This window comes from Pseudomonas marginalis, from assembly GCF_001645105.1.
Taxonomy (GTDB): Bacteria; Pseudomonadota; Gammaproteobacteria; order Pseudomonadales; family Pseudomonadaceae; genus Aquipseudomonas; species Aquipseudomonas petroselini.
The window spans coordinates 304,236-323,989 of the sequence record NZ_LKEG01000042.1 but is presented as its reverse complement, the minus strand read 5'-3'; the positions used below and the strand labels follow the sequence as shown (position 1 = coordinate 323,989).

The 19,754-nt window shown below is 60.5% G+C and carries 14 protein-coding genes; 7 read left to right on the top strand and 7 right to left on the bottom strand.

Annotated elements, in window-relative coordinates:
* Positions 1–156 precede the first annotated feature (156 nt).
* The gene (locus AO064_RS17180; RefSeq protein WP_003171120.1) at positions 157–612 is read right to left on the bottom strand and encodes a tRNA (cytidine(34)-2'-O)-methyltransferase; all 456 of its coding nucleotides are present in this window, start codon (positions 610–612) and stop codon (positions 157–159) included.
* Here AO064_RS17180 and AO064_RS17175 point away from each other — a divergent pair.
* Positions 611–1,051 carry a hypothetical protein gene (locus AO064_RS17175; RefSeq protein WP_012721757.1) on the top strand — a complete coding sequence of 147 codons (441 nt, stop codon included), beginning with the start codon at positions 611–613 and terminating at the stop codon, positions 1,049–1,051. The genes AO064_RS17180 and AO064_RS17175 overlap by 2 nt on opposite strands.
* A gap of 555 nt (positions 1,052–1,606) precedes the next feature.
* On the opposite strand, the gene ntrC is transcribed toward AO064_RS17175, so the two are convergent.
* The 4 genes from ntrC to AO064_RS17155 all read right to left on the bottom strand — a co-directional run bounded on the left by ntrC (position 1,607) and on the right by AO064_RS17155 (position 5,460).
* Complete coding sequence (ntrC, locus tag AO064_RS17170; RefSeq protein ID WP_003218003.1) at positions 1,607–3,043, bottom strand: nitrogen regulation protein NR(I); 1,437 nt, start codon at positions 3,041–3,043, stop codon at positions 1,607–1,609.
* A complete protein-coding gene (gene glnL, locus AO064_RS17165; protein WP_046034638.1) occupies positions 3,040–4,125 on the bottom strand; it encodes a nitrogen regulation protein NR(II) in 1,086 nt (361 codons plus the stop codon). The genes ntrC and glnL overlap by 4 nt, the downstream gene beginning before the upstream one ends.
* Before the next feature lie 295 nt (positions 4,126–4,420).
* Positions 4,421–4,846: a cupin domain-containing protein gene (locus AO064_RS17160; RefSeq protein ID WP_064054087.1), complete on the bottom strand. Its 426-nt coding sequence runs from the start codon at positions 4,844–4,846 to the stop codon at positions 4,421–4,423.
* Positions 4,847–4,923: 77 nt separating this feature from the next.
* Entirely contained in the window at positions 4,924–5,460 is a 537-nt protein-coding gene (locus tag AO064_RS17155; protein WP_064054086.1) for a chorismate mutase, read from the bottom strand.
* A 427-nt stretch (positions 5,461–5,887) separates the two neighbouring features.
* Between AO064_RS17155 and AO064_RS17150 the strand changes: the two genes are divergently transcribed.
* Complete coding sequence (locus tag AO064_RS17150; RefSeq protein ID WP_046034640.1) at positions 5,888–6,124, top strand: DUF6124 family protein; 237 nt, start codon at positions 5,888–5,890, stop codon at positions 6,122–6,124.
* A gap of 76 nt (positions 6,125–6,200) precedes the next feature.
* On the opposite strand, the gene glnA is transcribed toward AO064_RS17150, so the two are convergent.
* Positions 6,201–7,607 (bottom strand): type I glutamate--ammonia ligase, encoded by a 1,407-nt coding sequence (gene glnA, locus AO064_RS17145; protein ID WP_064054085.1) that lies wholly within the window; start codon positions 7,605–7,607, stop codon positions 6,201–6,203.
* A 334-nt stretch (positions 7,608–7,941) separates the two neighbouring features.
* On the opposite strand from glnA, the gene thiI reads away from it, so the two are divergent.
* Together thiI and typA are read left to right on the top strand one after the other, a co-directional pair.
* The gene (gene thiI / locus AO064_RS17140; RefSeq protein ID WP_012721763.1) at positions 7,942–9,396 is read left to right on the top strand and encodes a tRNA uracil 4-sulfurtransferase ThiI; all 1,455 of its coding nucleotides are present in this window, start codon (positions 7,942–7,944) and stop codon (positions 9,394–9,396) included.
* A gap of 139 nt (positions 9,397–9,535) precedes the next feature.
* On the top strand, positions 9,536–11,356 hold the full coding sequence (gene typA, locus AO064_RS17135; protein ID WP_053140412.1) for a translational GTPase TypA: 1,821 nt from the start codon (positions 9,536–9,538) through the stop codon (positions 11,354–11,356).
* A 226-nt stretch (positions 11,357–11,582) separates the two neighbouring features.
* On the opposite strand, the gene AO064_RS17130 is transcribed toward typA, so the two are convergent.
* Positions 11,583–12,017 carry a YkgJ family cysteine cluster protein gene (locus AO064_RS17130; RefSeq protein ID WP_017529542.1) on the bottom strand — a complete coding sequence of 145 codons (435 nt, stop codon included), beginning with the start codon at positions 12,015–12,017 and terminating at the stop codon, positions 11,583–11,585.
* Positions 12,018–12,256: 239 nt separating this feature from the next.
* Between AO064_RS17130 and AO064_RS17125 the strand changes: the two genes are divergently transcribed.
* The 3 genes from AO064_RS17125 to AO064_RS17115 all read left to right on the top strand — a co-directional run bounded on the left by AO064_RS17125 (position 12,257) and on the right by AO064_RS17115 (position 19,743).
* Positions 12,257–14,707, top strand: coding sequence for a glycogen/starch/alpha-glucan phosphorylase (locus AO064_RS17125; protein WP_064054084.1), 2,451 nt, complete (start codon positions 12,257–12,259; stop codon positions 14,705–14,707).
* A gap of 159 nt (positions 14,708–14,866) precedes the next feature.
* Positions 14,867–18,391, top strand: a complete 3,525-nt coding sequence (locus tag AO064_RS17120; RefSeq protein WP_064054083.1) for a DUF2339 domain-containing protein — start codon at positions 14,867–14,869, stop codon at positions 18,389–18,391.
* A complete protein-coding gene (locus AO064_RS17115) occupies positions 18,391–19,743 on the top strand; it encodes a DUF3999 domain-containing protein (protein WP_064054092.1) in 1,353 nt (450 codons plus the stop codon). Before AO064_RS17120 ends, AO064_RS17115 begins: the two co-directional genes overlap by 1 nt.
* The last annotated feature ends 11 nt before the right edge of the window (positions 19,744–19,754 follow it).

Genomic DNA, 19,754 nt, shown 5'->3' with positions numbered 1-19,754 from the left:
GGTCGTGAAGGAAAGGTTGGCGGCGTGAACCGTAATCAGTGTCCAAGATTACTTGACCAGTTCAGCTTGCCCCCGATAGCGGTGTGTCAGTCACATAGATGTCGACTGGCACTCCGTCATCGGGGGCAAGCCCCCTCCCACACTTGTTTTACGGTGTTATTTGAAGCCGAGTTGACGCCAACCTTCATAGACGGCGACGGCCACGGTGTTGGACAGGTTCAAGCTGCGGCAACCCTCGCGCATCGGCAGGCGCAGGCGATGGCCGTCGGGCAGGGCATCGAGTACCTCGGCCGGCAGGCCCCGGCTTTCCGGACCGAACAGGAAAGCATCGCCCTCGGCAAAGCTGGCATCATGGAACGGCCGTGAACCCTTGGTGGTGAACGCGAACAGCCGCGGATGCCCCAGGCTTTCCAGGCAGCTGGCCAGGTCGGCGTGGCGCTTGAGGGTGGCGTACTCGTGGTAGTCCAGCCCGGCGCGGCGCAGGCGCTTGTCGTCCATGTCAAAGCCCAGGGGCTCGATCAAATGCAGGTGGCAGCCACTGTTGGCGCACAGCCTGATAACGTTGCCGGTATTCGGCGGAATTTCTGGTTGAAAAAGGATGACGTGAAACATGCACGGCTCCGAAGGCAAAGATGCGCTGCATTCTACCCCCGAAGAGGACCCAAGGCCGAAGCTAATGCCGCGGGTCATGGGTTCGTTGGCGATTGTCGGCCTGATGGTGGGCCTGATGATTGGCCGGCTGACCACGCCGGACCCGGTCGAGCTGCAGCAGGTCGAGACTGTGGCGGACGGCGTGGTGGTGTGGTTCAACAGCGAACCCAAGCTGCACGGCGAGCTTATCGATGGCACGGTGGCGCTGCTATTCGACGCACAGGGCAAGGCGGCCAGTGGGCAACTCAAGTTCAATGAAAAGGACGTGAACTGGCGCGTGCGCAAGACCGATGCGGGCCTGCTGCTGAACCTGGTGGCGGCCCGGCCGTTGCGAGGGGAGTGGAAAGGCGAGAAAGCCGATGGCCGCTGGCGGCTGGAGATCCATCTCCAAGAGCAATAAAAGAGGGAATCCCCGGCCTGCCTGTACCAAGGTCCCCAAAACGGGCTGGGGCTATGGGCGCTGCGCCACATAAGCCCCGGGTGTAAAGAAGGGAGTTCCCGGCCTGCCTGTACCAGGGCTCCCAAAACGGGGTGAAGCCTTGAAAGCTTCGGTGTTAAAGAGGGGATTCTCGGCCTGCCTGTACCAAGGTCCCCGAAACTGGGTAGTACGAGGGTTATTGCAGGGCGCGTGCCAGAGTTGTCAGATTGTGCCAAAAAAATTCTCCAGAAAGCGCAAAGCCCCGGAATACGGGGCTTTAGTGTTTTTGGTGTTCAGTCTTTTTTCAATGAGGCATAGGTTTCAGGTGTCGGATCCATGCCCGATGCCGGTTCATGGTGCATTGAAGCGGTGCACAGTCTTGAACCTTGTGAAGATCCAAATGTGTAGGTGATCCAAATGTGGGAGGGGGCTTGCTCCCGATGGCGGAGTGTCAGTCGACATCCATGTGACTGATCCACCGCCATCGGGAGCAAGCCCCCTCCCACATTGGATTCTCAGAAGATTGGAGGTTGGGATTCAGCCCTCATCACCCTCGTCATCATCCCCACCATCAACCTTCATCCCCAACTCCTTGATCTTGCGCGTCAGGGTATTACGGCCCCAGCCCAGTAGCACGGCGGCGTCGCGACGGCGCCCGGCGGTGTGCTTCAGGGCGGTTTCGATCATGATCCTCTCAAACGCAGGCACGGCGCTGTCCAGCAGGTTCGACTGGCCGCGTGCCAGGGCCTGATCGGCCCATTGGCGCAGCGCCTGTTCCCAGTTGGTGACGGGGGCAGAGTCCTGCGGCAGGCTCAACAGCTCAGGCGGCAGGTCGCTGATGTGTACTTCGCGCCCGGACGCCATCACGGTGATCCAGCGACAGGTGTTCTCCAACTGGCGCACGTTGCCCGGCCACGGCAGGTTTTTGAGGTATTCCTCGGTCTCGCTTTTCAGCAGCTTCGGCTCGACGGCCAGCTCCTGGGCGGCGCGGCTGAGGAAGTGGCGGGCGAGGGTCGGGATGTCTTCGCGACGGTCCGACATGCGCGGAATATGGATGCGGATGACGTTGAGGCGGTGGAACAAGTCCTCGCGGAATTTGCCCGCATGCACCAGGGTTTCCAGGTTCTGGTGAGTGGCCGCGATGATGCGCACATCAACTTTGACCGGCGTGTGCCCGCCCACCCGATAGAACTCGCCATCCGCCAGCACGCGCAACAGGCGGGTCTGGGTATCGGCCGGCATGTCGCCGATCTCATCGAGGAACAGGGTGCCGCCGTCGGCCTGTTCAAAGCGACCGCGACGCAGGTTGGCCGCGCCGGTAAACGCCCCTTTTTCATGGCCGAACAGCTCGGACTCCATCAAGTCCTTCGGGATCGCCGCCATGTTCAGTGCGATAAACGGCGAGGCCGCCCGTGGGCTGTGACGGTGCAGGGCGTGGGCCACCAGCTCTTTACCGGTACCCGATTCGCCGTTGATCAGCACGGTGATGTTGGAGTGGCTCAAGCGCCCGATGGCGCGAAACACTTCCTGCATCGCCGGCGCTTCGCCGATGATCTCCGGGGTGCGTGTCAGGGCTGGCGGAGCTTCTTGGTTCTGCTGCTCCTGGGCGTGCTGGTTGGCGCGCTTGACCAGCGCCACCGCCTCGTCCACGTCGAACGGCTTGGGCAGGTATTCAAAGGCGCCGCCCTGATAGGACGCGACAGCGCTGTCCAGGTCCGAGTGCGCGGTCATGATGATCACCGGCAAGCGTGGGTGCTGCTCGCGAATCCGCGCGAGCAGGTCCAGGCCACTGGCGCCGGGCATGCGGATGTCGGAGATGATCACGTCGGGCTGCTGGCGAGCCAGGCGGCTCATCACCCCGTCCGCGCTGTCGAAGCTCTGGGTGGTCATGCCTTCCTGTTGCAAGGCTTTCTCGAGGACCCAGCGGATAGAACGGTCGTCATCGACGATCCAGACGGTTTCACTACGGCTCATGTCGATGGGGCTCCTTGTTCCAGAGGCAAAAAGATCGAGAAGGTGGTGTGGCCAGGATGGCTCTCACATTCGATCAGACCCTGGTGCTGGCTGATGATGTTCTGGGTAATGGCCAGGCCCAGCCCGGTACCGTCCGGGCGGCCGCTGACCATGGGAAAGAAGATGGTTTCCTGGAGTTCCGCAGGAATGCCTGGGCCGTTGTCGATGATCTCGACTTTGGTCACCAGGCGATGGCGCACATGGCCGATGGTGAACTGGCGCAGGGCACGGGTGCGCAGGCTGATACGGCCCAGGCGCAGTTCGTTCTGGCTGCTGATGGCCTGCATGGCGTTACGCACGATATTGAGCACCGCCTGGATCATCTGTTCGCGGTCGATCAATACGTCGGGAATGCTCGGGTCGTAGTCGCGCACCAAGGTGATGCAGCCCTGGCTTTCGGCTTCCACCAGGTGACACACGCGTTCGAGCACTTCGTGCACGTTGGTCATCGCCAGCGATGGCAGCTTGTTGGAGCCGAGCATGCGGTCTACCAGGTTACGCAGGCGGTCGGCCTCTTCGATGATGACGTTGGTGTAGTCCTTGAGGTGTTCCTCTGGCAGCTCGCGGGCCAGCAGTTGTGCCGCACCACGAATGCCGCCCAGGGGGTTCTTGATTTCGTGCGCCAGGCCGCGCACCAGCATCTTGCTGGTTTCCTGCTTGGACAGTTGCGCTTCTTCCTTGGTGATGCGCAGCAGGCGGTCGCGGGGGTGCACTTCCAGCAGCAGCAAGGTCGCACCGTTGCTCAGGATGGGGGTCACGGCGTAGTCGACCGTCAGCGTCTGGCCGGTAAGCGCAGTGAGCATGGCTTCGCGCTTGGTGAACGGGTGTGCTTGCTCCACTGCCTGGCGCAATGAACTCAGGGCTTCGGCCGACTCGGTGAACAATTCGCTGATGAACTGCCCATGGCTGCGCTGGCCGCTGATGGCCAGGAGCATCTCTGCCGCCGGGTTCATGTACTCAAGGCGCAAGTCGTCATTGAGCAGGATGGTCGCGGTGGTCAGGTTGTCGAGTAGCAAACGGTGCAGTGCATCGCTGATGGTCATTGGGACCTCTTTTGGAGCAAGGCGCGGGCTTGAGGCACACGCTGATACAAGGAAAATGCAAAAACCAAACCAAGGCTCCGAAAAGAAGCGTGCAAGCCCTGAAATGGGGGGTTTAGGCGCGAAACTGTGGCGTTCTGCCAGCTTGCTCGGGAAGTTTCGAACCAAAATGGGCTGGCCAGGTGGGAAGGGTGCAGCCTATCGCACCAATATAGTGCGGTTTTATGAAGGTTGTTCAGGAAGTGGCGAGTGGATCGTTTTCAGGGCGCGGTGAAAACGATCCGGAGTGGGGGATGGATCAGTGTTGTTCGGAAAGTGGCATGCCCGGACGGCCCGCGTAAAAGACCAGCAGCTCGACCGGGGTGTTGCCGGTAATGCCACGATGTTCAATGCCTACCATCTCGGCCAGGGTTTGCCCTTGCCTCAAGGTGCGCGTCAGTCCGCCCTTACGGGTTTCAAAGGTCAGCTCTCCCGAAACGATGTAGGCGGCATTCGGCATTGGGTGAGTGTGCCAGGGCAATTGTGTGTGCGCAGGGATCTTGAGGCGTATGAGCGTCAGTTGCGGCGGACCTGAGGGGTAGGCTTTGTAAGGTGTGCCATCCCATGACGCGCTGCGTTCAAGCAACACCTCTTTTTCGATGTGTACGGCGTTCTTTGGGTGGGTGCCGCAGCCAAGCAACGACAAACCCACCGCTGCTGCAATCAAGCACTTGAGGGTGATCATGGTTCCATCCTGTTCGATAAATGAACAGTCAGGCTATGGCTACCGGCCTCGGTGAAGATGCAGGACGGGTCCTCAAATCAAGTAGGTCCAGTGCACAGTTCGGCCGTGGCGCGGATCATCGCCAGCTGACGCAACGGATCGTTCAGCGGCTCATGCACGGCCTCGGCCAACCATTGCGGGCACTGCGGGTCGGTACGCTGCGGGGTGAAGTCGGCCAATTGCTGCAGCAGGCGTTTCTGCAGCTCGTCCAATTGCGGGCGGATCTGTTTCACCAAGTCGGGGCGTAAATCGTCAGGTGCCTTGCCCTGGAATTTCCAGTCGGAGAGGTGGGTGTACTGCACCAGTTTGTTGGCTTCGATCTGCGCCGAGAAGAACTGCTCGGCAGCGCCAGGTGGCAGCTTGTAGCTCGGTGCCTGGGCGGCGACGCTGGCGATCACCTCTTGTTCGCGCTTTTTATCTTCTACAGGCTTTTTGCTGTCCCATTTGCTCAGTGCGACCTGATCGGCAATCTCCAAACGTTCGGCGATGCTGTTGAGCAGCGGTTCGAGCGTGGGTGGCGCGGCACTCGCAGTGGCACTGACGAACAACAGAGCGAACACAAATCGAAACTTCAAGGGTGATCTCCTGTGGGAGGGGGCTTGCTCCCGGTGGGGGGTATCAGTTGACCTCTATTTGACTGAACCACCGCCATCGGGAGCAAGCCCCCTCCCACATTTAGATTGGGTTGGCAGGTTTTGAGCGGCGTCAGTCAGAGGCTACCTTAACTTGCGTGGTTGCCTACAGGTGCGCCAGAATCCGCCGGCTTGTACGGCTGGCTTGTCGTCTCTAAGGTTGCTCGGTCGCTGCTCATCAGCGATCAGGTTTAGTAGCCTGAGGGTTAAGTTAAGCTCGTACCGCGCCGATCTTATGGCGGCTGTGTGCAGGGCATCTTCGGATGCGCCGGTTTTTGCTTAACTTCCCCGGTCTACTAACCTGCGCATAGCTGCCACCCCTATCGTTTAGTAGCGAGTCGATGGCGGCCTCATTCGAGGAAGTTAAGACATGTTCAAGCCAACCCCAAATCCACCCCCATCAGTCTTCACAATCGCCGACGATATCGACGACGAAGCCCTGATGATCAACAGCTTCGAGACCTTCTCCTCGGTCAGCACCTTGTTGCTGGATCTCTCTGAGGATCTGGATGGCAAACACCGCGATGCAGCGCTGGCCATACACCAGCTGAGTGCATTGGGCACGTTGATGGTCAGCCGGATGCTCGACCGCCAAGCGGCCATCTGATAATCCCCAGGCAAAAAAAAGACCTCCCGGAGGAGGTCTTTTTTGTCACGCCGCTCTAAGAAGCGGCGCTACCGGATCAGCAGCTGTAGTACAGCTCGTATTCCAGTGGGTGTACGAAGGTACGCACCTTGATTTCTTCTTCGCTTTTCAGGCCGATGTAAGCGTCGATGAAGTCGTCGCTGAACACGCCGCCTTTGGTCAGGAACGCACGGCCCTTGTCCAGCTCTTCCAGGGCTTCTTTCAGGCTGCCACACACTTGTGGGATCTCTTTGGCCTCTTCAGGCGGCAGGTCATACAAGTTTTTGTCGGCGGCGTCGCCAGGGTGGATCTTGTTCTGGATACCGTCCAGGCCGGCCATGACCAGGGCAGCGAAGGCCAGGTATGGGTTGGCTGCTGGATCCGGGAAGCGGGCTTCGATACGGCGAGCACGAGGGCTGGACACGTAAGGAATACGGATCGACGCGGAACGGTTACGTGCCGAGTAGGCCAGCATTACCGGTGCTTCGAAACCTGGGACCAGACGCTTGTAGGAGTTGGTCGACGGGTTGGTGAAGCCGTTCAGGGCCTTACCGTGCTTGATGATACCGCCGATGAAGTACAGGGCAGTGTCGGACAGGCCGGCATAACCTTCGCCAGCGAAGGTGTTCTTGCCATCTTTGGCGATGGACAGGTGAACGTGCATACCCGAACCGTTATCGCCGTACAGAGGCTTAGGCATGAAGGTAGCGGTACGGCCGTAAGCAACGGCGGTGTTGTGTACGCAGTACTTCAGGGTCTGTACTTCGTCAGCCTTGGCAACCAGGGTGTTGAACTTCACACCGATTTCGTTCTGACCGGCAGTGGCCACTTCGTGGTGGTGCACTTCGATGACCAGGCCCATGTCTTCCATGGCGTTGCACATGGAGGTACGGATTTCGTGGTCGTGGTCGAACGGCGGAACTGGGAAGTAGCCCCCTTTGATACCTGGACGGTGGCCATGGTTGCCGCCTTCCACGTCTTGGTCGGACATCCAGGAGCCTTGTTCGGAGTAGATCTTGAACATGGAACCGGAGATGTCGGACTTGAACTTAACCTGGTCGAAGATGAAGAATTCTGGCTCTGGGCCCACGAATACGGTGTCACCGATACCGGTGGACTTCAGGTATTCCTCGGCACGCTTGGCGATCGCACGTGGGTCGCGGTCGTAGCCTTGCATGGTCGAAGGCTCGATCACGTCGCAGACGAGGATCAGGGTTGGCTCTTCGGTGAACGGGTCAAGTACGGCAGTGCTGTCGTCCGGCATCAGGATCATGTCGGAGGCTTCGATGCCTTTCCAGCCGGCGATGGAGGAACCGTCGAACATTTTGCCTTCTTCGAAGAAAGCATCATCCAGCGCATCGCGAGCCGGCATGGTCACGTGGTGCTGAGTGCCTTTGGTGTCCGTGAAGCGCAGATCAATCCATTTAACGTCATGATCTTTGATGAGTTGAACCGACTTCGACATAGTGTCCTCCGGGTGGCTTCGGGCTGGGGTAGTGGAGTTAGCCCTTAGAATGTGGGTGATGCCGGCGCGGATAGTCCGCCATGGCAACCTGCCTCACAAGAGAGCAAATTGCATGCCAGTGCGCCAACATGGGTTTTTTGCTCCAAAAACGCCCCTATAACGGTGCATTGCGACAAAAGCGCAAAAAACGCGCACCTCAATGTGGCGCAAAAGCGCGCAAATGCACCTATTTAGTGCGTAGCGCTTACTGTGCATATTAACTGGTTAAACCTTGAGCGATTTCCGCTATAATCCGCGCCCCCCTTTTTCAGCAGGCCCGGCGCGCGCTGTTTCCATGAAATTAATCGTTAAAGTCTTCCCCGAGATCACCATCAAAAGCCGACCGGTACGGACGCGTTTCATCCGTCAGTTGGCCAAGAACATCCGTGCCGTGCTCCGCGATCTGGACCCGGCTGTGGTGGTGAACGGCGTGTGGGACAATCTCGAGCTGGAAACCCGTATCACCGAGCCCAAAGCCTTGAAGGACATGACCGAGCGCCTGAGCTGCATGCCGGGCATCGCGCATTTCCTGCAGGTGGATGAGTACCCGCTGGGCGACTTCGACGACATCACCGAGAAGTGCAAGCAGCACTACGGCCAGTCGCTTGAAGGCAAGATTTTTTCGGTGCGCTGCAAGCGTGCCGGCAAGCACACCTTCAGCTCCATGGACGTCGAGAAATACGTCGGCAGCAAGCTGCGTCGCGAGTGCGGCGCGGCCGGAATTTCCCTGAAAGCGCCGCAAATTGAAGTGCGCATGGAAATTCGCGACCAACGGTTGTTTGTGATCCACAGCCAGCACGACAGCATCGGCGGCTACCCGCTGGGCGCCCTGGAACAGACCCTGGTCCTTATGTCCGGCGGTTTCGATTCCACGGTGGCGGCCTACCAGATCATGCGCCGCGGCCTGATGAGCCACTTCTGCTTCTTTAACCTGGGCGGGCGTGCACACGAATTGGGCGTGATGGAAGTCGCGCACTTTATCTGGAAGAAGTACGGCAGCTCCCAGCGCGTGCTATTTGTAAGCGTGCCCTTCGAGGAAGTGCTGGGCGAAATTCTCGGCAAAGTCGATAACAGTCATATGGGCGTAGTTTTGAAGCGTATGATGTTGCGCGCTGCGTCCCGGATTGCCGACCAGTTGCAGATTGATGCGCTGGTGACCGGTGAAGCGATCTCTCAGGTCTCCAGCCAGACGCTGCCGAACCTGTCGCTGATCGACTGCGTCACCGAAAAGCTGGTGTTGCGCCCGCTGATCGCCAGCCACAAGCAGGACATCATCGACCTGGCAGAAGAAATCGGCACCGCTGACTTTGCCAAGCATATGCCTGAATATTGCGGGGTCATTTCGGTGAACCCCAAGACCCACGCCAAGCGCAACCGCGTGGAGTACGAAGAACAACAGTTTGATATGGCGATTCTGGAGCGTGCGCTCGAGAACGCCAAGCTGGTCCCGATCGATCGCGTTATCGACGAACTGGGCCAGGATGTGCAGATCGAAGAAGTCAGCGAAGCCCTGGCCGGCCAGATCGTCGTCGACATCCGTCACCCGGATGCCGCCGAAGATGAGCCGCTGGAAATCGCCGGCATCGACGTACAAACGCTGCCGTTTTATGCATTGAACGCGCGTTTCAAGGAACTGGATAACAGCCGTCAGTACCTGCTGTATTGCGACAAAGGCGTGATGAGTCGCCTGCATGCCCACCATTTGCTCAGTGAGGGGTATGCCAATGTGCGCGTTTATCGACCGAGCTAAGAGCCCGGGGCTGTTTGCCTGTGGCCTGCGTCACCGGCCCCCCGACTCTGCCGTCAAGCTGTAACGGCAAGGCCTGACTCTACTGTTAATCGCTGCCACGACCTGTCAGCACACCGAATCCTCTGATCGAGATACACAAGTGATCGAAAATCTACGTAACATCGCCATCATTGCTCACGTTGACCATGGTAAAACCACCCTGGTAGACAAACTCCTGCGTCAATCCGGCACCCTGGAGCGCAACGAGCTCAACGACGAGCGCGTGATGGACTCCAACGACCAGGAAAAAGAGCGCGGTATTACCATCCTGGCTAAAAACACCGCGATCAACTGGAACGGCTACCACATCAACATCGTGGATACCCCGGGCCACGCCGACTTCGGCGGCGAAGTAGAACGCGTAATGTCGATGGTTGACTCCGTTCTGCTGCTGGTTGACGCTCAAGACGGCCCTATGCCGCAAACCCGTTTCGTGACCAAGAAGGCTTTCGAAGCCGGCCTGCGTCCGATCGTGTGCATCAACAAGGTTGACCGTCCAGGCGCGCGCCCGGACTGGGTTCTGGACCAGATCTTCGACCTGTTCGACAACCTGGGTGCTACCGAAGAACAGCTGGATTTCCAGGTGATCTACGCCTCGGCCCTGAACGGTATTGCCGGTCTGGAACACACCGCCATGGCGGAAGACATGACCCCGCTGTACCAGGCGATCGTTGACCACGTTCCACCACCGAAGGTTGACCGTGAAGGTCCGTTCCAGATGCAAATCTCGGCACTGGACTACAACAGCTTCCTGGGTGTTATCGGCGTTGGCCGTATCGCGCGTGGTAGCGTCAAGCCGAACACCCCGGTTGTTGCTATCGGCGCCGACGGCAAGAAGCGTAACGGTCGTATCCTGAAGCTGATGGGTCACCACGGTCTGCACCGTATCGACGTTGAAGAAGCGTTCGCCGGCGACATCGTGTGCGTGAGCGGTATGGACTCGCTGTTCATCTCCGACACCCTGTGCCAGCCGGACACTGTCGAGGCGATGAAGCCTCTGACCGTTGACGAGCCAACCGTTTCCATGACCTTCCAGGTAAACGACTCGCCTTTCTGCGGTAAAGAAGGCAAGTTCGTGACGTCCCGTAACATCAAGGAACGTCTGGACAAAGAGCTGCTGTACAACGTTGCTCTGCGCGTTGAAGAAGGCGACTCGGCTGACAAGTTCAAGGTTTCCGGCCGTGGTGAGCTGCACCTCTCGGTACTGATCGAAACCATGCGTCGCGAAGGCTTCGAAATGGGCGTTGGTCGTCCAGAAGTGATCATCCGTACTGTTGACGGCGTGAAGCAGGAACCGTTCGAAAACGTCACCATCGACACCCCTGAAGAATCCCAGGGCAAGGTCATGGAAGAGATGGGCCTGCGTAAGGGCGACCTGACCAACATGGTGCCGGATGGCAAAGGCCGTGTACGTCTGGAATACAACATCCCTGCTCGCGGTCTGATCGGTTTCCGTAACCAGTTCCTGACCCTGACCAACGGTGCTGGCATCCTGACCTCGATCTTCGATCGCTACGACACCATGAAGTCCGGCGACATGTCCGGCCGTCAGAACGGTGTTCTGGTATCGGTAGAAACCGGCAAGGCGCTGACCTACTCCCTGGAAACCCTCCAGGCGCGTGGCAAGCTGTTCGTTGAACACGGTCAAGAGATCTACAACGGCCAGATCGTTGGTCTGAACAGCCGTGACAACGACATGGGCGTCAACCCAACCAAAGGCAAGAAGCTTGACAACATGCGTGCTTCGGGTAAAGACGAAACCATCGCTCTGGTTCCACCTGTTCGCTTCACCCTGGAACAGGCCCTGGAATTCATCCAGGACGACGAGCTGTGCGAAGTCACGCCTAAGTCGATCCGCCTGCGTAAGAAGATCCTGGACGAAGGCGAGCGTACCCGCGCTGCCAAGAAAGCCAAGAACTGAGTTAACTCAGGCTGAATGAAAAACGCCCCCGGTCGAAAGGCCGGGGGCGTTTTTTTGTGCCTGCAGTTTGTGTGCAGAGCACGCTCTTGTAGTGAGCGGGCTTGCCCCGCGCTGGGTGGCGAAGCCGCCCCAAAACTTGATACCTCGTTCTAACTGGAGAAACGCTGTGCCTGGGTTGGGGCGGCTTCGCCCCCCAGCGCGGGGCAAGCCCGCTCACTACAGGGCATCAGAATTTGTCGAGGGTCTTGAACTTGGTCTCGCGCACTACTTCCTTCGGCTTATACGCACAGTACCCCGGGCGCGGCCCGATTTTCGGGTGGTTGCGGCAGGTATCCGGGCGCTTGTCATAAATAGTGCAGAAGCGCGTCTTACGATCCAGGTACAGGCAGTCGTTGTTGCTCATGCGCTGCAGGGTAAAGATCTCGGATTTGGAATTGAAACGCTCGACGATGCCTTCCTTCTGCAACCGCTTGGCGATGTTCTTCGGCGGGTCGCCGCGCTCGAATTCATCGACGATGCCGATGCGGATCAGGTCCTTGATCTTCACTTCGACCGGCAGCGTGCAGCAGCTGGACACGCAACCACCGCACATATGCGCGGAATATTTCTGCCACGTTTCAAGACGGTCGAGTTCCGCGGCGGCGATCAATTGAGGCTTCATCAGGGTTCCAAAGGTGGGGCTGTATCCGGGCGCGCGATCATACCGGGATTGGTGATTTTTTGAACAATATTTTGCGGTTTTCAGCTCAAAGGTGTGCCGGCGGGCTGAACGGGCACGACCCCTGCATCTAATTCGCGTAAAGGTGAATGAGTTAAAAAACTGCCGAACCAGAGCGTCTACCGTCTGTCAGACCGTCTAGGCTCTAGCAACTCCTTCTATCTCGCCCGAGGTCGCAATTGATGTCTCAGGAACCACTTGCACGAGAAGCAGAGGTAGCCGCATTTCGCGATGCCGTCTTGACCAAACTCACCTACGCGGTGGGCAAGGACCCGGATCACGCCTTCGACCATGACTGGTTCGAAGCCATTGCCCTGGCCGCACGCGACCAGATGGTCGACCACTGGATGGACCATACCCGGCGGATTTACCGCAAAGGCCAGAAGCGGGTGTATTACCTCTCGCTGGAATTCCTTATCGGTCGTTTGCTCTACGACAGCCTGAGCAACCTTGGCGTGCTGGAAATCGCGCGCGAAGCACTGTCCGAGCTGGGCGTCGACCTGGAGCGCATCCGCCTGCTGGAGCCCGACGCGGCGCTCGGCAACGGTGGCCTGGGCCGCTTGGCGGCGTGCTTTATGGAGAGCATGTCGACCCTTGGCATTGCCGGCCACGGTTATGGCATCCGTTATGAACACGGCCTGTTCCGCCAGGCGATTGTCGATGGCTGGCAACAGGAGCAGACCGAACGTTGGCTGGATTTCGGCAACCCGTGGGAGTTTGAACGGGCCGAAGTGATTTACCCGATCGGCTTCGGCGGCAGCGTCGAAACGCTGCCGGATGCCGCCGGCAAGCAAATCCAAGTGTGGTCGCCGAGCGAAACTGTACGCGCCGTTGCCTACGACACGCCCGTCGTCGGCTGGCGTGGCGCCAGCGTCAACACCCTGCGCCTGTGGCGTGCCCGGGCGGTGGAAGACTTGCACCTGGAGCGCTTCAACGCCGGTGACCACTTGGGCGCCGTCGCCGAAGTGGCTCGCGCTGAAAGCATCTCCCGAGTGCTTTACCCGGCCGACAGCACCGAAGCGGGGCAGGAGCTGCGCCTGCGCCAAGAATATTTCTTCGTCTCCGCGTCCCTGCAGGACCTGCTGCGCCGCCACAAAAACATGCACGGCTCAGTGCTGAGCCTGGGCGAGCACGCCGCGATCCAACTCAACGACACCCACCCGTCGATCGCCGTGGCTGAGTTGATGCGCCAATTGGTCGACCTGCACGACATTCCATGGGAAGCCGCCTGGGACGTGACCGTCGAAACCTTGTCGTACACCAACCACACCCTGCTGCCTGAAGCGCTGGAAACCTGGCCGGTCGGCCTGATGGAACGCATGCTGCCCCGGCACATGCAGATCATCTACCTGATCAACGCCCAGCATATCGACTCGCTGCGCGCCAAAGGCATCCACGACTTTGATGTGCTGCGCGCGGTGTCGCTGATCGAAGAAGACAACGGCCGTCGCGTGCGCATGGGCAACCTGGCATTCCTCGGTTCCCACAGCGTCAATGGCGTGTCCGGCCTGCACACCCAACTGATGCGCAGCACGGTGTTTTCCGAGTTGCACAAGCTGTACCCGGACCGTATCAACAACAAAACCAACGGCATCACCTTCCGCCGCTGGCTGTACCAGGCCAACCCGAAGCTCACCCAGATGCTGGTGGAGGCATTGGGCCCGGACATTCTCGACAACATGGAAACCCGGCTGGGCGAATTGGAAACCTTCGCCGAGAAGCAGACTTTCCGCAAAGCCTTCGCCGACCAACGCTTGCACAGCAAGCGCGCGCTGGCCGAGATCATTCACGAGCGCCTGGGGATTGCGATCAACCCGGCGGCGATGTTCGATGTGCAGGTCAAGCGTATCCATGAATACAAACGCCAACTGCTGAACCTGCTGCACACCGTGGCGCTGTACCAGGCCATTCGTGCCGAACCTGGCACCGATTGGGTGCCGCGCGTGAAGATCTTCGCGGGCAAGGCAGCGGCGAGTTATCACCAGGCCAAGTTGATCATCAAGCTGACCAACGACATCGCCCGCACCGTCAATAACGACCCGACGGTGCGCGGGTTGCTGAAGGTGGTGTTCCTGCCTAACTACAACGTCAGCCTGGCGGAAAGCATCATCCCAGCGGCGGATTTGTCGGAGCAGATTTCCACTGCCGGCTTTGAAGCCTCGGGCACCAGTAACATGAAGTTCGGCCTCAACGGCGCGCTGACCATTGGCACCATGGACGGCGCCAACGTGGAAATGCACGAGCGCGTGGGCGCCGATCACATGTTTATCTTCGGCCTCAGTGCGCAGCAGGTGGAAGCCCGCAAGCATGCCGGTGAATTCAACGCCGGGCCGGACATCGCCGCGTCCCATCGTCTCAACGATGTGCTGCAAGCGATCCGCGGCGGGGTGTTCTCGCCGGATGACCCGGGCCGCTATGTGGGCTTGATCGACGGGTTGATCGACTACGACCGCTTCCTGGTGTGTGCCGACTTCGATTCCTATTGGGATGCCCAGGCGCGGGTCGAAGCGCATTGGCATGACTCCAAGGCGTGGTGGCGTTCGGCGGTACTCAATACCGCGCGTATGGGCTGGTTCTCTTCGGACCGGACGATCCGCGAGTACGCTACTGAGATCTGGAAAGCGCTCGACTAAACACGGCTGATCCCAAGGTGTGGGAGGGGGCTTGCCCCCGATAGCAGAGTGTCAGTTTGCAGATATGTCGACTGGTGCACCGCTATCGGGGGCAAGCCCCCTCCCACATTGAGCCCGCGTCGATATACTGAGCGCCGGTTTGCCTAGGGAATATCGACCATGCAATGGATTTTCATGCTGATTGGCCTGGTGCTCGGCTGGACGCTCGATGAGTCGTTCAGTGATGCGGGCATTGGTGCGCTGCTGGGGTTGGGCATTGGCCAGGCGATTCGCCTGGCGAAGCTGTCGGCTCAGGCGGACCAGCAGGCGCGTCAGTTGGAAACCACGCAGAAATCCCTGATAGCCCTGGGTGAGCGCCTGCGGCAACTGGAAGTGCCCACGCCCACGCCTGCGAGCACTGCGTTTGTTGAACCCTCTATTGCGCAACCAACACCTGTCGCTAAGACGCCCGAGCTGGTTTGGGAGCTGCCTGCCGAGCTGACGGCCGTCGCGGTGGTCGCCGAGCCGAGCCAGCCGCTGCCGGACGATGTCTGGACGCCCGCCCCGACCCCGCGCCTGCAAGAGCCCGCCATTTCCCGTGGCCCCAACCTGATCGAACGTGCCATCAGTGGCGCGCGCAACTGGCTGTTTGGCGGCAATACCGTGTTGCGGGTCGGCGTGGTGCTGTTGTTCCTCGGCCTGGCCTTCCTGCTGCGCTATGCCACCGAGGGCATGGTAGTGCCGATCGAGGTGCGCTACGCCGGCGTCGCCGCCGCTGCATTGGGCCTGCTGGGCCTGGGGTGGTGGCTGCGCCTGCGTAACAGCCATTACGGTTTGATGCTGCAAGGCACCGGTATCGCCGTGCTGTACCTCACGGTGTTCGCCGCGATGCGTTTGCACCCGCTGATTGATCCGAGCGCGGCGCTTGGGCTGCTGGTGGCGGTCACGGTGTTTTCGGCGATCCTGGCGATTACCCAGAATGCACTCGGGCTTGCGTGCGCAGCGGCGCTCGGCGGTTTTGCCGCACCGATCCTCACGTCGACCGGCGCCGGTAACCATGTCGCATTGTTCAGTTACTTCGCCCTGCTCAACGCCGGCATTCTTGCCATCGCCTGGTTCAAGGCTTGGCGGCTGCTCAACCTCATCGGTTTTGTCGGCACCTTTGGTATTGGCTTCGCCTGGGGCATGCGTTCCTACACACCCGAACTGCTGTGGAGTACCGAGCCGTTCCTGATCCTGTTTTTCCTGATGTACCTGGCCATCGGCCTGTTGTTCGCCCGGCGCAAATTGCTCGAGCTGCGCGACGCGCCTGAGGATGACAGCCGTGGCGCGCTGCTGCGCTGGTCGGCGGCCAAAGGTGATTATGTCGACGGCAGCATGCTGTTCGGCCCGCCGCTCGTGGGCTTCGGCCTGCAGTTCGCCCTGGTGCAGCACCTGGAATTTGCCGCAGCGTTCAGCGCCTTGGGCCTGGGCATTCTCTACATGGGCCTGGCCCGACTGCTCAGCGGCGGGAGTGCCTTGCTGCTGGCGGAAACTTGCCTGGCCTTGGGCGTAATCTTTGCCAGCCTGGCGATCCCCCTGGGCCTCGACGCACGTTGGACGGCGGCGGCCTGGGCGGTGGAAGGTGCCGGCATCTTCTGGCTCGGCTTGCGCCAGCAGCGGCCATTGGCGCGGGCCTTTGGCGTGTTGCTGCAAGTGGGCTCGGCGCTGGCGTTCCTCAGTGAACTGCGCGTCGGTGAACAGGCGTTGCTCGACGGCGCTCCGCTGGGGGCGTTGCTGTTGGGCGCGGCGCTGTTGTTCAGCTTTGATCAGCTGCGTAAGGCTTCGCCCGAGCAGGCGGCGGATTGGGAGCGCAAAGGTCTGCCCGTGCTGGCGAGCCTTGGCTTGAGCTTTTTGTACCTGCTCGCCCCCTTGCTGTTGCAGACCAAAGGCACCGCCATCAGTTGGGCCATCGCTGGGCTGGTGACGCTGTTCGTCGGCCTGCGCATCGGCTCGCGTACCTTCTTGTTCACCGCGTTTGCCGTGCAATTGTTGGGCGGCGCGTTGTTCCTGCTGCGATTGCAAGGTGGCGACGGGGCGGCTGTGTTCAATGCGGGCTGGAGTGGTTTGTTGACCGCTTCACTGATCGGCCTGGCCTTGATCGGCGGCATGCTGCTGGCGGCACGCGATGACAGGGTGCGCGGCGATGTCCGACTGCTGCGCGGGTTGTCGGTGGTGCTGCTGGCGGGTCTTGTACTGATCAATCTTGCCGTGTTGTTCGTGCTGCCATGGGAAAGCGCCAGCGGCGTGTGGGCGGCCAGCGGTTTGTTGATTATCTGGCTGAGCCTTTACCTGCAACAACGCGTCAGCTTTGTGTTCGGCTTGCTGCTGCAACTGATCGGCGGCGGGTCTTTCCTGCTGGCGGTACCCGAATTGCTCGGGCCATTGACCCAAGAGGGTTTGCGCCCGCTGGCCCACAGCAGTTTCTGGACGCCGATGGTGCTGGGCCTGGCCGCACTGGTCGGCGCCTGGCGCTTGCAGCGTGAACCGCATGCGGCGGTGTTTGCCGTGTTGAAACTGCAACGCCTGTCCGACCTGCTGTTGGTGTGGGGCGCGGCGTGGTGGACGTTGGCGCTGGTCAGCGAAGTGTTGCGCTTTATTCCACAGGAATTGCAGGGCGCGTTCCTGCTGGGCGGCGCGGCGATCAGCGTGGCGATCTGGATGCTGCTGGCGTCGCGTCTGAACTGGGCGTCGCTGGGCACACTGTGCACGCTGCTGATGCCGGCGGTGGGCGTGGTGTTGCTGGTGTGCGCGCATACCTATTACCACCCGGCGGCGCAGTACGGCTGGCTGGCATGGCCGGCGGTGTTTGCTGTGCATTTCATCTCGCTGCGGCGTTTGGCGGCTATCGCTCCCGCCAAGGCGCTGAGCGTGGCGCACGTGCTGGGCTGCTGGATGCTGATCGGTATGTTGGCGCTGGAGTTGCGCTACGGTCTGCTGAGGCTGTCGGCCGAATACAACGCCTGGCGCTGGCTGGGGTGGGCGATTCTGCCAAGCCTGTATCTCGTGCTGGCTGCTGCGCCGCGCAATTGGCCATGGCCGGTGGCGGCGTATCCAAAGGAATATCGAGTGTTGGCGGCCTTGCCATTGGCGGTGCTGATGCTCGGCTGGTTCTGGCTGGCGAACAGCTTCAGCGACGGCACGGCCAAGCCGCTGCCCTATGTGCCGCTGATCAACCCGCTGGACCTGGGCCTGTTGTTCGCGCTGCTGGGTGTGTACCTGTGGTCCCGCAGTGTGGCGCCACAGCGCGGGCCGCGCGCCGAGCTGATCGCCCAGGGTGTCGCGGGCGTCTCGCTGTTTGCTTTCTTTACCGCGCTGGTGATGCGCACCGCCCATCATTGGGGCGGCGTGCCGTTTCACTTGGACGCGTTGCTTGAATCCATGCTGGTACAGGCGGGCCTGTCGATCGTCTGGACCTTGATCGCCCTCGGCCTGATGATCGGCGGTCACCTGCGCCATCGTCGTGAAGTGTGGTTGATCGGCGCGGCGCTGATTGCGGTGGTGGTGGCCAAGCTGTTCTTTGTCGAACTCAGCAACCGCGGCGGCCTGGCGCGGATCGTGTCGTTTATCGGTGTGGGTGGGTTGTTGCTGGTGGTGGGTTACTTTGCACCGCTGCCGCCCAAGCGTGCCGAACCTGCGTTGGAAACTGAAGGAGCATCCTCTTGATCGGTAAGTTGAGCGTGGTCGTAGTCGGCTTGTGTACGGCCTTGTCAGTGTGGGCGCAGGAAACGCCCGCCGACTTCACCACCCAGGTGCCACTGAGCATCAGCGGCAGCGGGCCCTGGTATCGCCTGGAACTGCCGCTGGCCGTGCAATTGAATGCGCGCCAGGCTGATCTCAGCGATGTGCGGGTATTCAACGCTGCCGGCGAGCCGCAAGCCTATGCGTTATCGCGTCAGTCCTCGCAGCGCACCGAAAGCCGCAACGTCACCGACGTTAAGTGGTTTCCGCTGTACGCCGCCGACACCCAGCAAGCCTTGCCCGACGTGGTGATGAAGGCCACTACCGCAGGCACCCTGGTTGAAATCAAGCCGTCCACCGCGACGAAACCCGGCAAGCAAGTGTTGCGTGGCTGGGTGCTGGACGCCAGTGCAATCAAGGCGCCGCTGCAGCAACTGAGCCTGGACTGGAGCCGCGAGCAGGAGGGCTTCCAGCGTTTCAGCATTGAAGCCAGTGATGACTTGCAGCACTGGGACGCCTGGGGCGATGGGCAGGTGGCACGCTTGTCGTTCGCCGACGAACGGGTCGAGCAGCATGACGTGAGCCTGCCTGGGCAACCGGCGCGTTACTTGCGGCTGGTCTGGCAAGGCCAGGCGGCACCGTTGCTGACCTCGGCCAAGCTGGTGAGCGCGACCAGTAGCAGCTTGCCGCTGCCATGGGTCTGGTCGCAGCCGTTGGCAGGCACGCGGCTCAAGGCCGGTGAATACAGTTGGCAGTTGCCCATGGGGCTGAGTATCGAGCGGCTGCGCATCGAGTTGAAGCAACCCAACACGTTGGCGCCCGTGACGTTGGCGGGGCGCAGGGACAGCAAACAGGCGTGGCAGCCGCTGAGCAACGGTTTGCTGTATCGCCTGACCCAGAATGGCAAAGACGTGGTGCAGGATGAACTGCAGCTGCCGGGCCAACCGGTTGCCGAGCTGAAATTGCAGGTGGATGAACGCGGCGGTGGCCTGGGCGTTGAAGCCCCAGCGCTGCGATTTGCGGTGCGCGCCACGCAGTTGGTGTTCCTGGCTCGGGGTGAGCCGCCGTTTACGCTGGCGCTGGGGAGCGCGTCGGCCAAGGCGGCGAACCTTCCGCTTTCCACCCTGATCCCGGACTACAACGCCGAGCGTCTCAAGACAGTGGGGCAGGCCAAGGTCGTCGGGGAAGTGGTGGTCACGTCACCTCCCACCGCCGCTGCTGTCGAGGCCGGGACGGGCTGGAAAAAGCTCGGCCTCTGGGCCGTGCTGCTGCTCGGCGTGGCGGCACTGGGCGCCATGGCCTACAGTTTGCTGCGTAAGCCGCCGGTGGCACGTTAAATAAAGTCCAT

What these genes read in the sequence shown, in the direction of transcription:
- AO064_RS17175 (WP_012721757.1), top strand. Translation starts at nt 611, where the DNA reads ATGCACGGCTCCGAAGGCAAAGATGCGCTGCATTCTACCCCCGAAGAG.
- AO064_RS17180 (WP_003171120.1), bottom strand. Translation starts at nt 612, where the DNA reads ATGTTTCACGTCATCCTTTTTCAACCAGAAATTCCGCCGAATACCGGC.
- ntrC (WP_003218003.1), bottom strand. Translation starts at nt 3,043, where the DNA reads ATGAGCCGTAGTGAAACCGTCTGGATCGTCGATGACGACCGTTCTATC.
- glnL (WP_046034638.1), bottom strand. Translation starts at nt 4,125, where the DNA reads ATGACCATCAGCGATGCACTGCACCGTTTGCTACTCGACAACCTGACC.
- AO064_RS17160 (WP_064054087.1), bottom strand. Translation starts at nt 4,846, where the DNA reads ATGATCACCCTCAAGTGCTTGATTGCAGCAGCGGTGGGTTTGTCGTTG.
- AO064_RS17150 (WP_046034640.1), top strand. Translation starts at nt 5,888, where the DNA reads ATGTTCAAGCCAACCCCAAATCCACCCCCATCAGTCTTCACAATCGCC.
- glnA (WP_064054085.1), bottom strand. Translation starts at nt 7,607, where the DNA reads ATGTCGAAGTCGGTTCAACTCATCAAAGATCATGACGTTAAATGGATT.
- thiI (WP_012721763.1), top strand. Translation starts at nt 7,942, where the DNA reads ATGAAATTAATCGTTAAAGTCTTCCCCGAGATCACCATCAAAAGCCGA.
- AO064_RS17130 (WP_017529542.1), bottom strand. Translation starts at nt 12,017, where the DNA reads ATGAAGCCTCAATTGATCGCCGCCGCGGAACTCGACCGTCTTGAAACG.
- AO064_RS17125 (WP_064054084.1), top strand. Translation starts at nt 12,257, where the DNA reads ATGTCTCAGGAACCACTTGCACGAGAAGCAGAGGTAGCCGCATTTCGC.
- AO064_RS17120 (WP_064054083.1), top strand. Translation starts at nt 14,867, where the DNA reads ATGCAATGGATTTTCATGCTGATTGGCCTGGTGCTCGGCTGGACGCTC.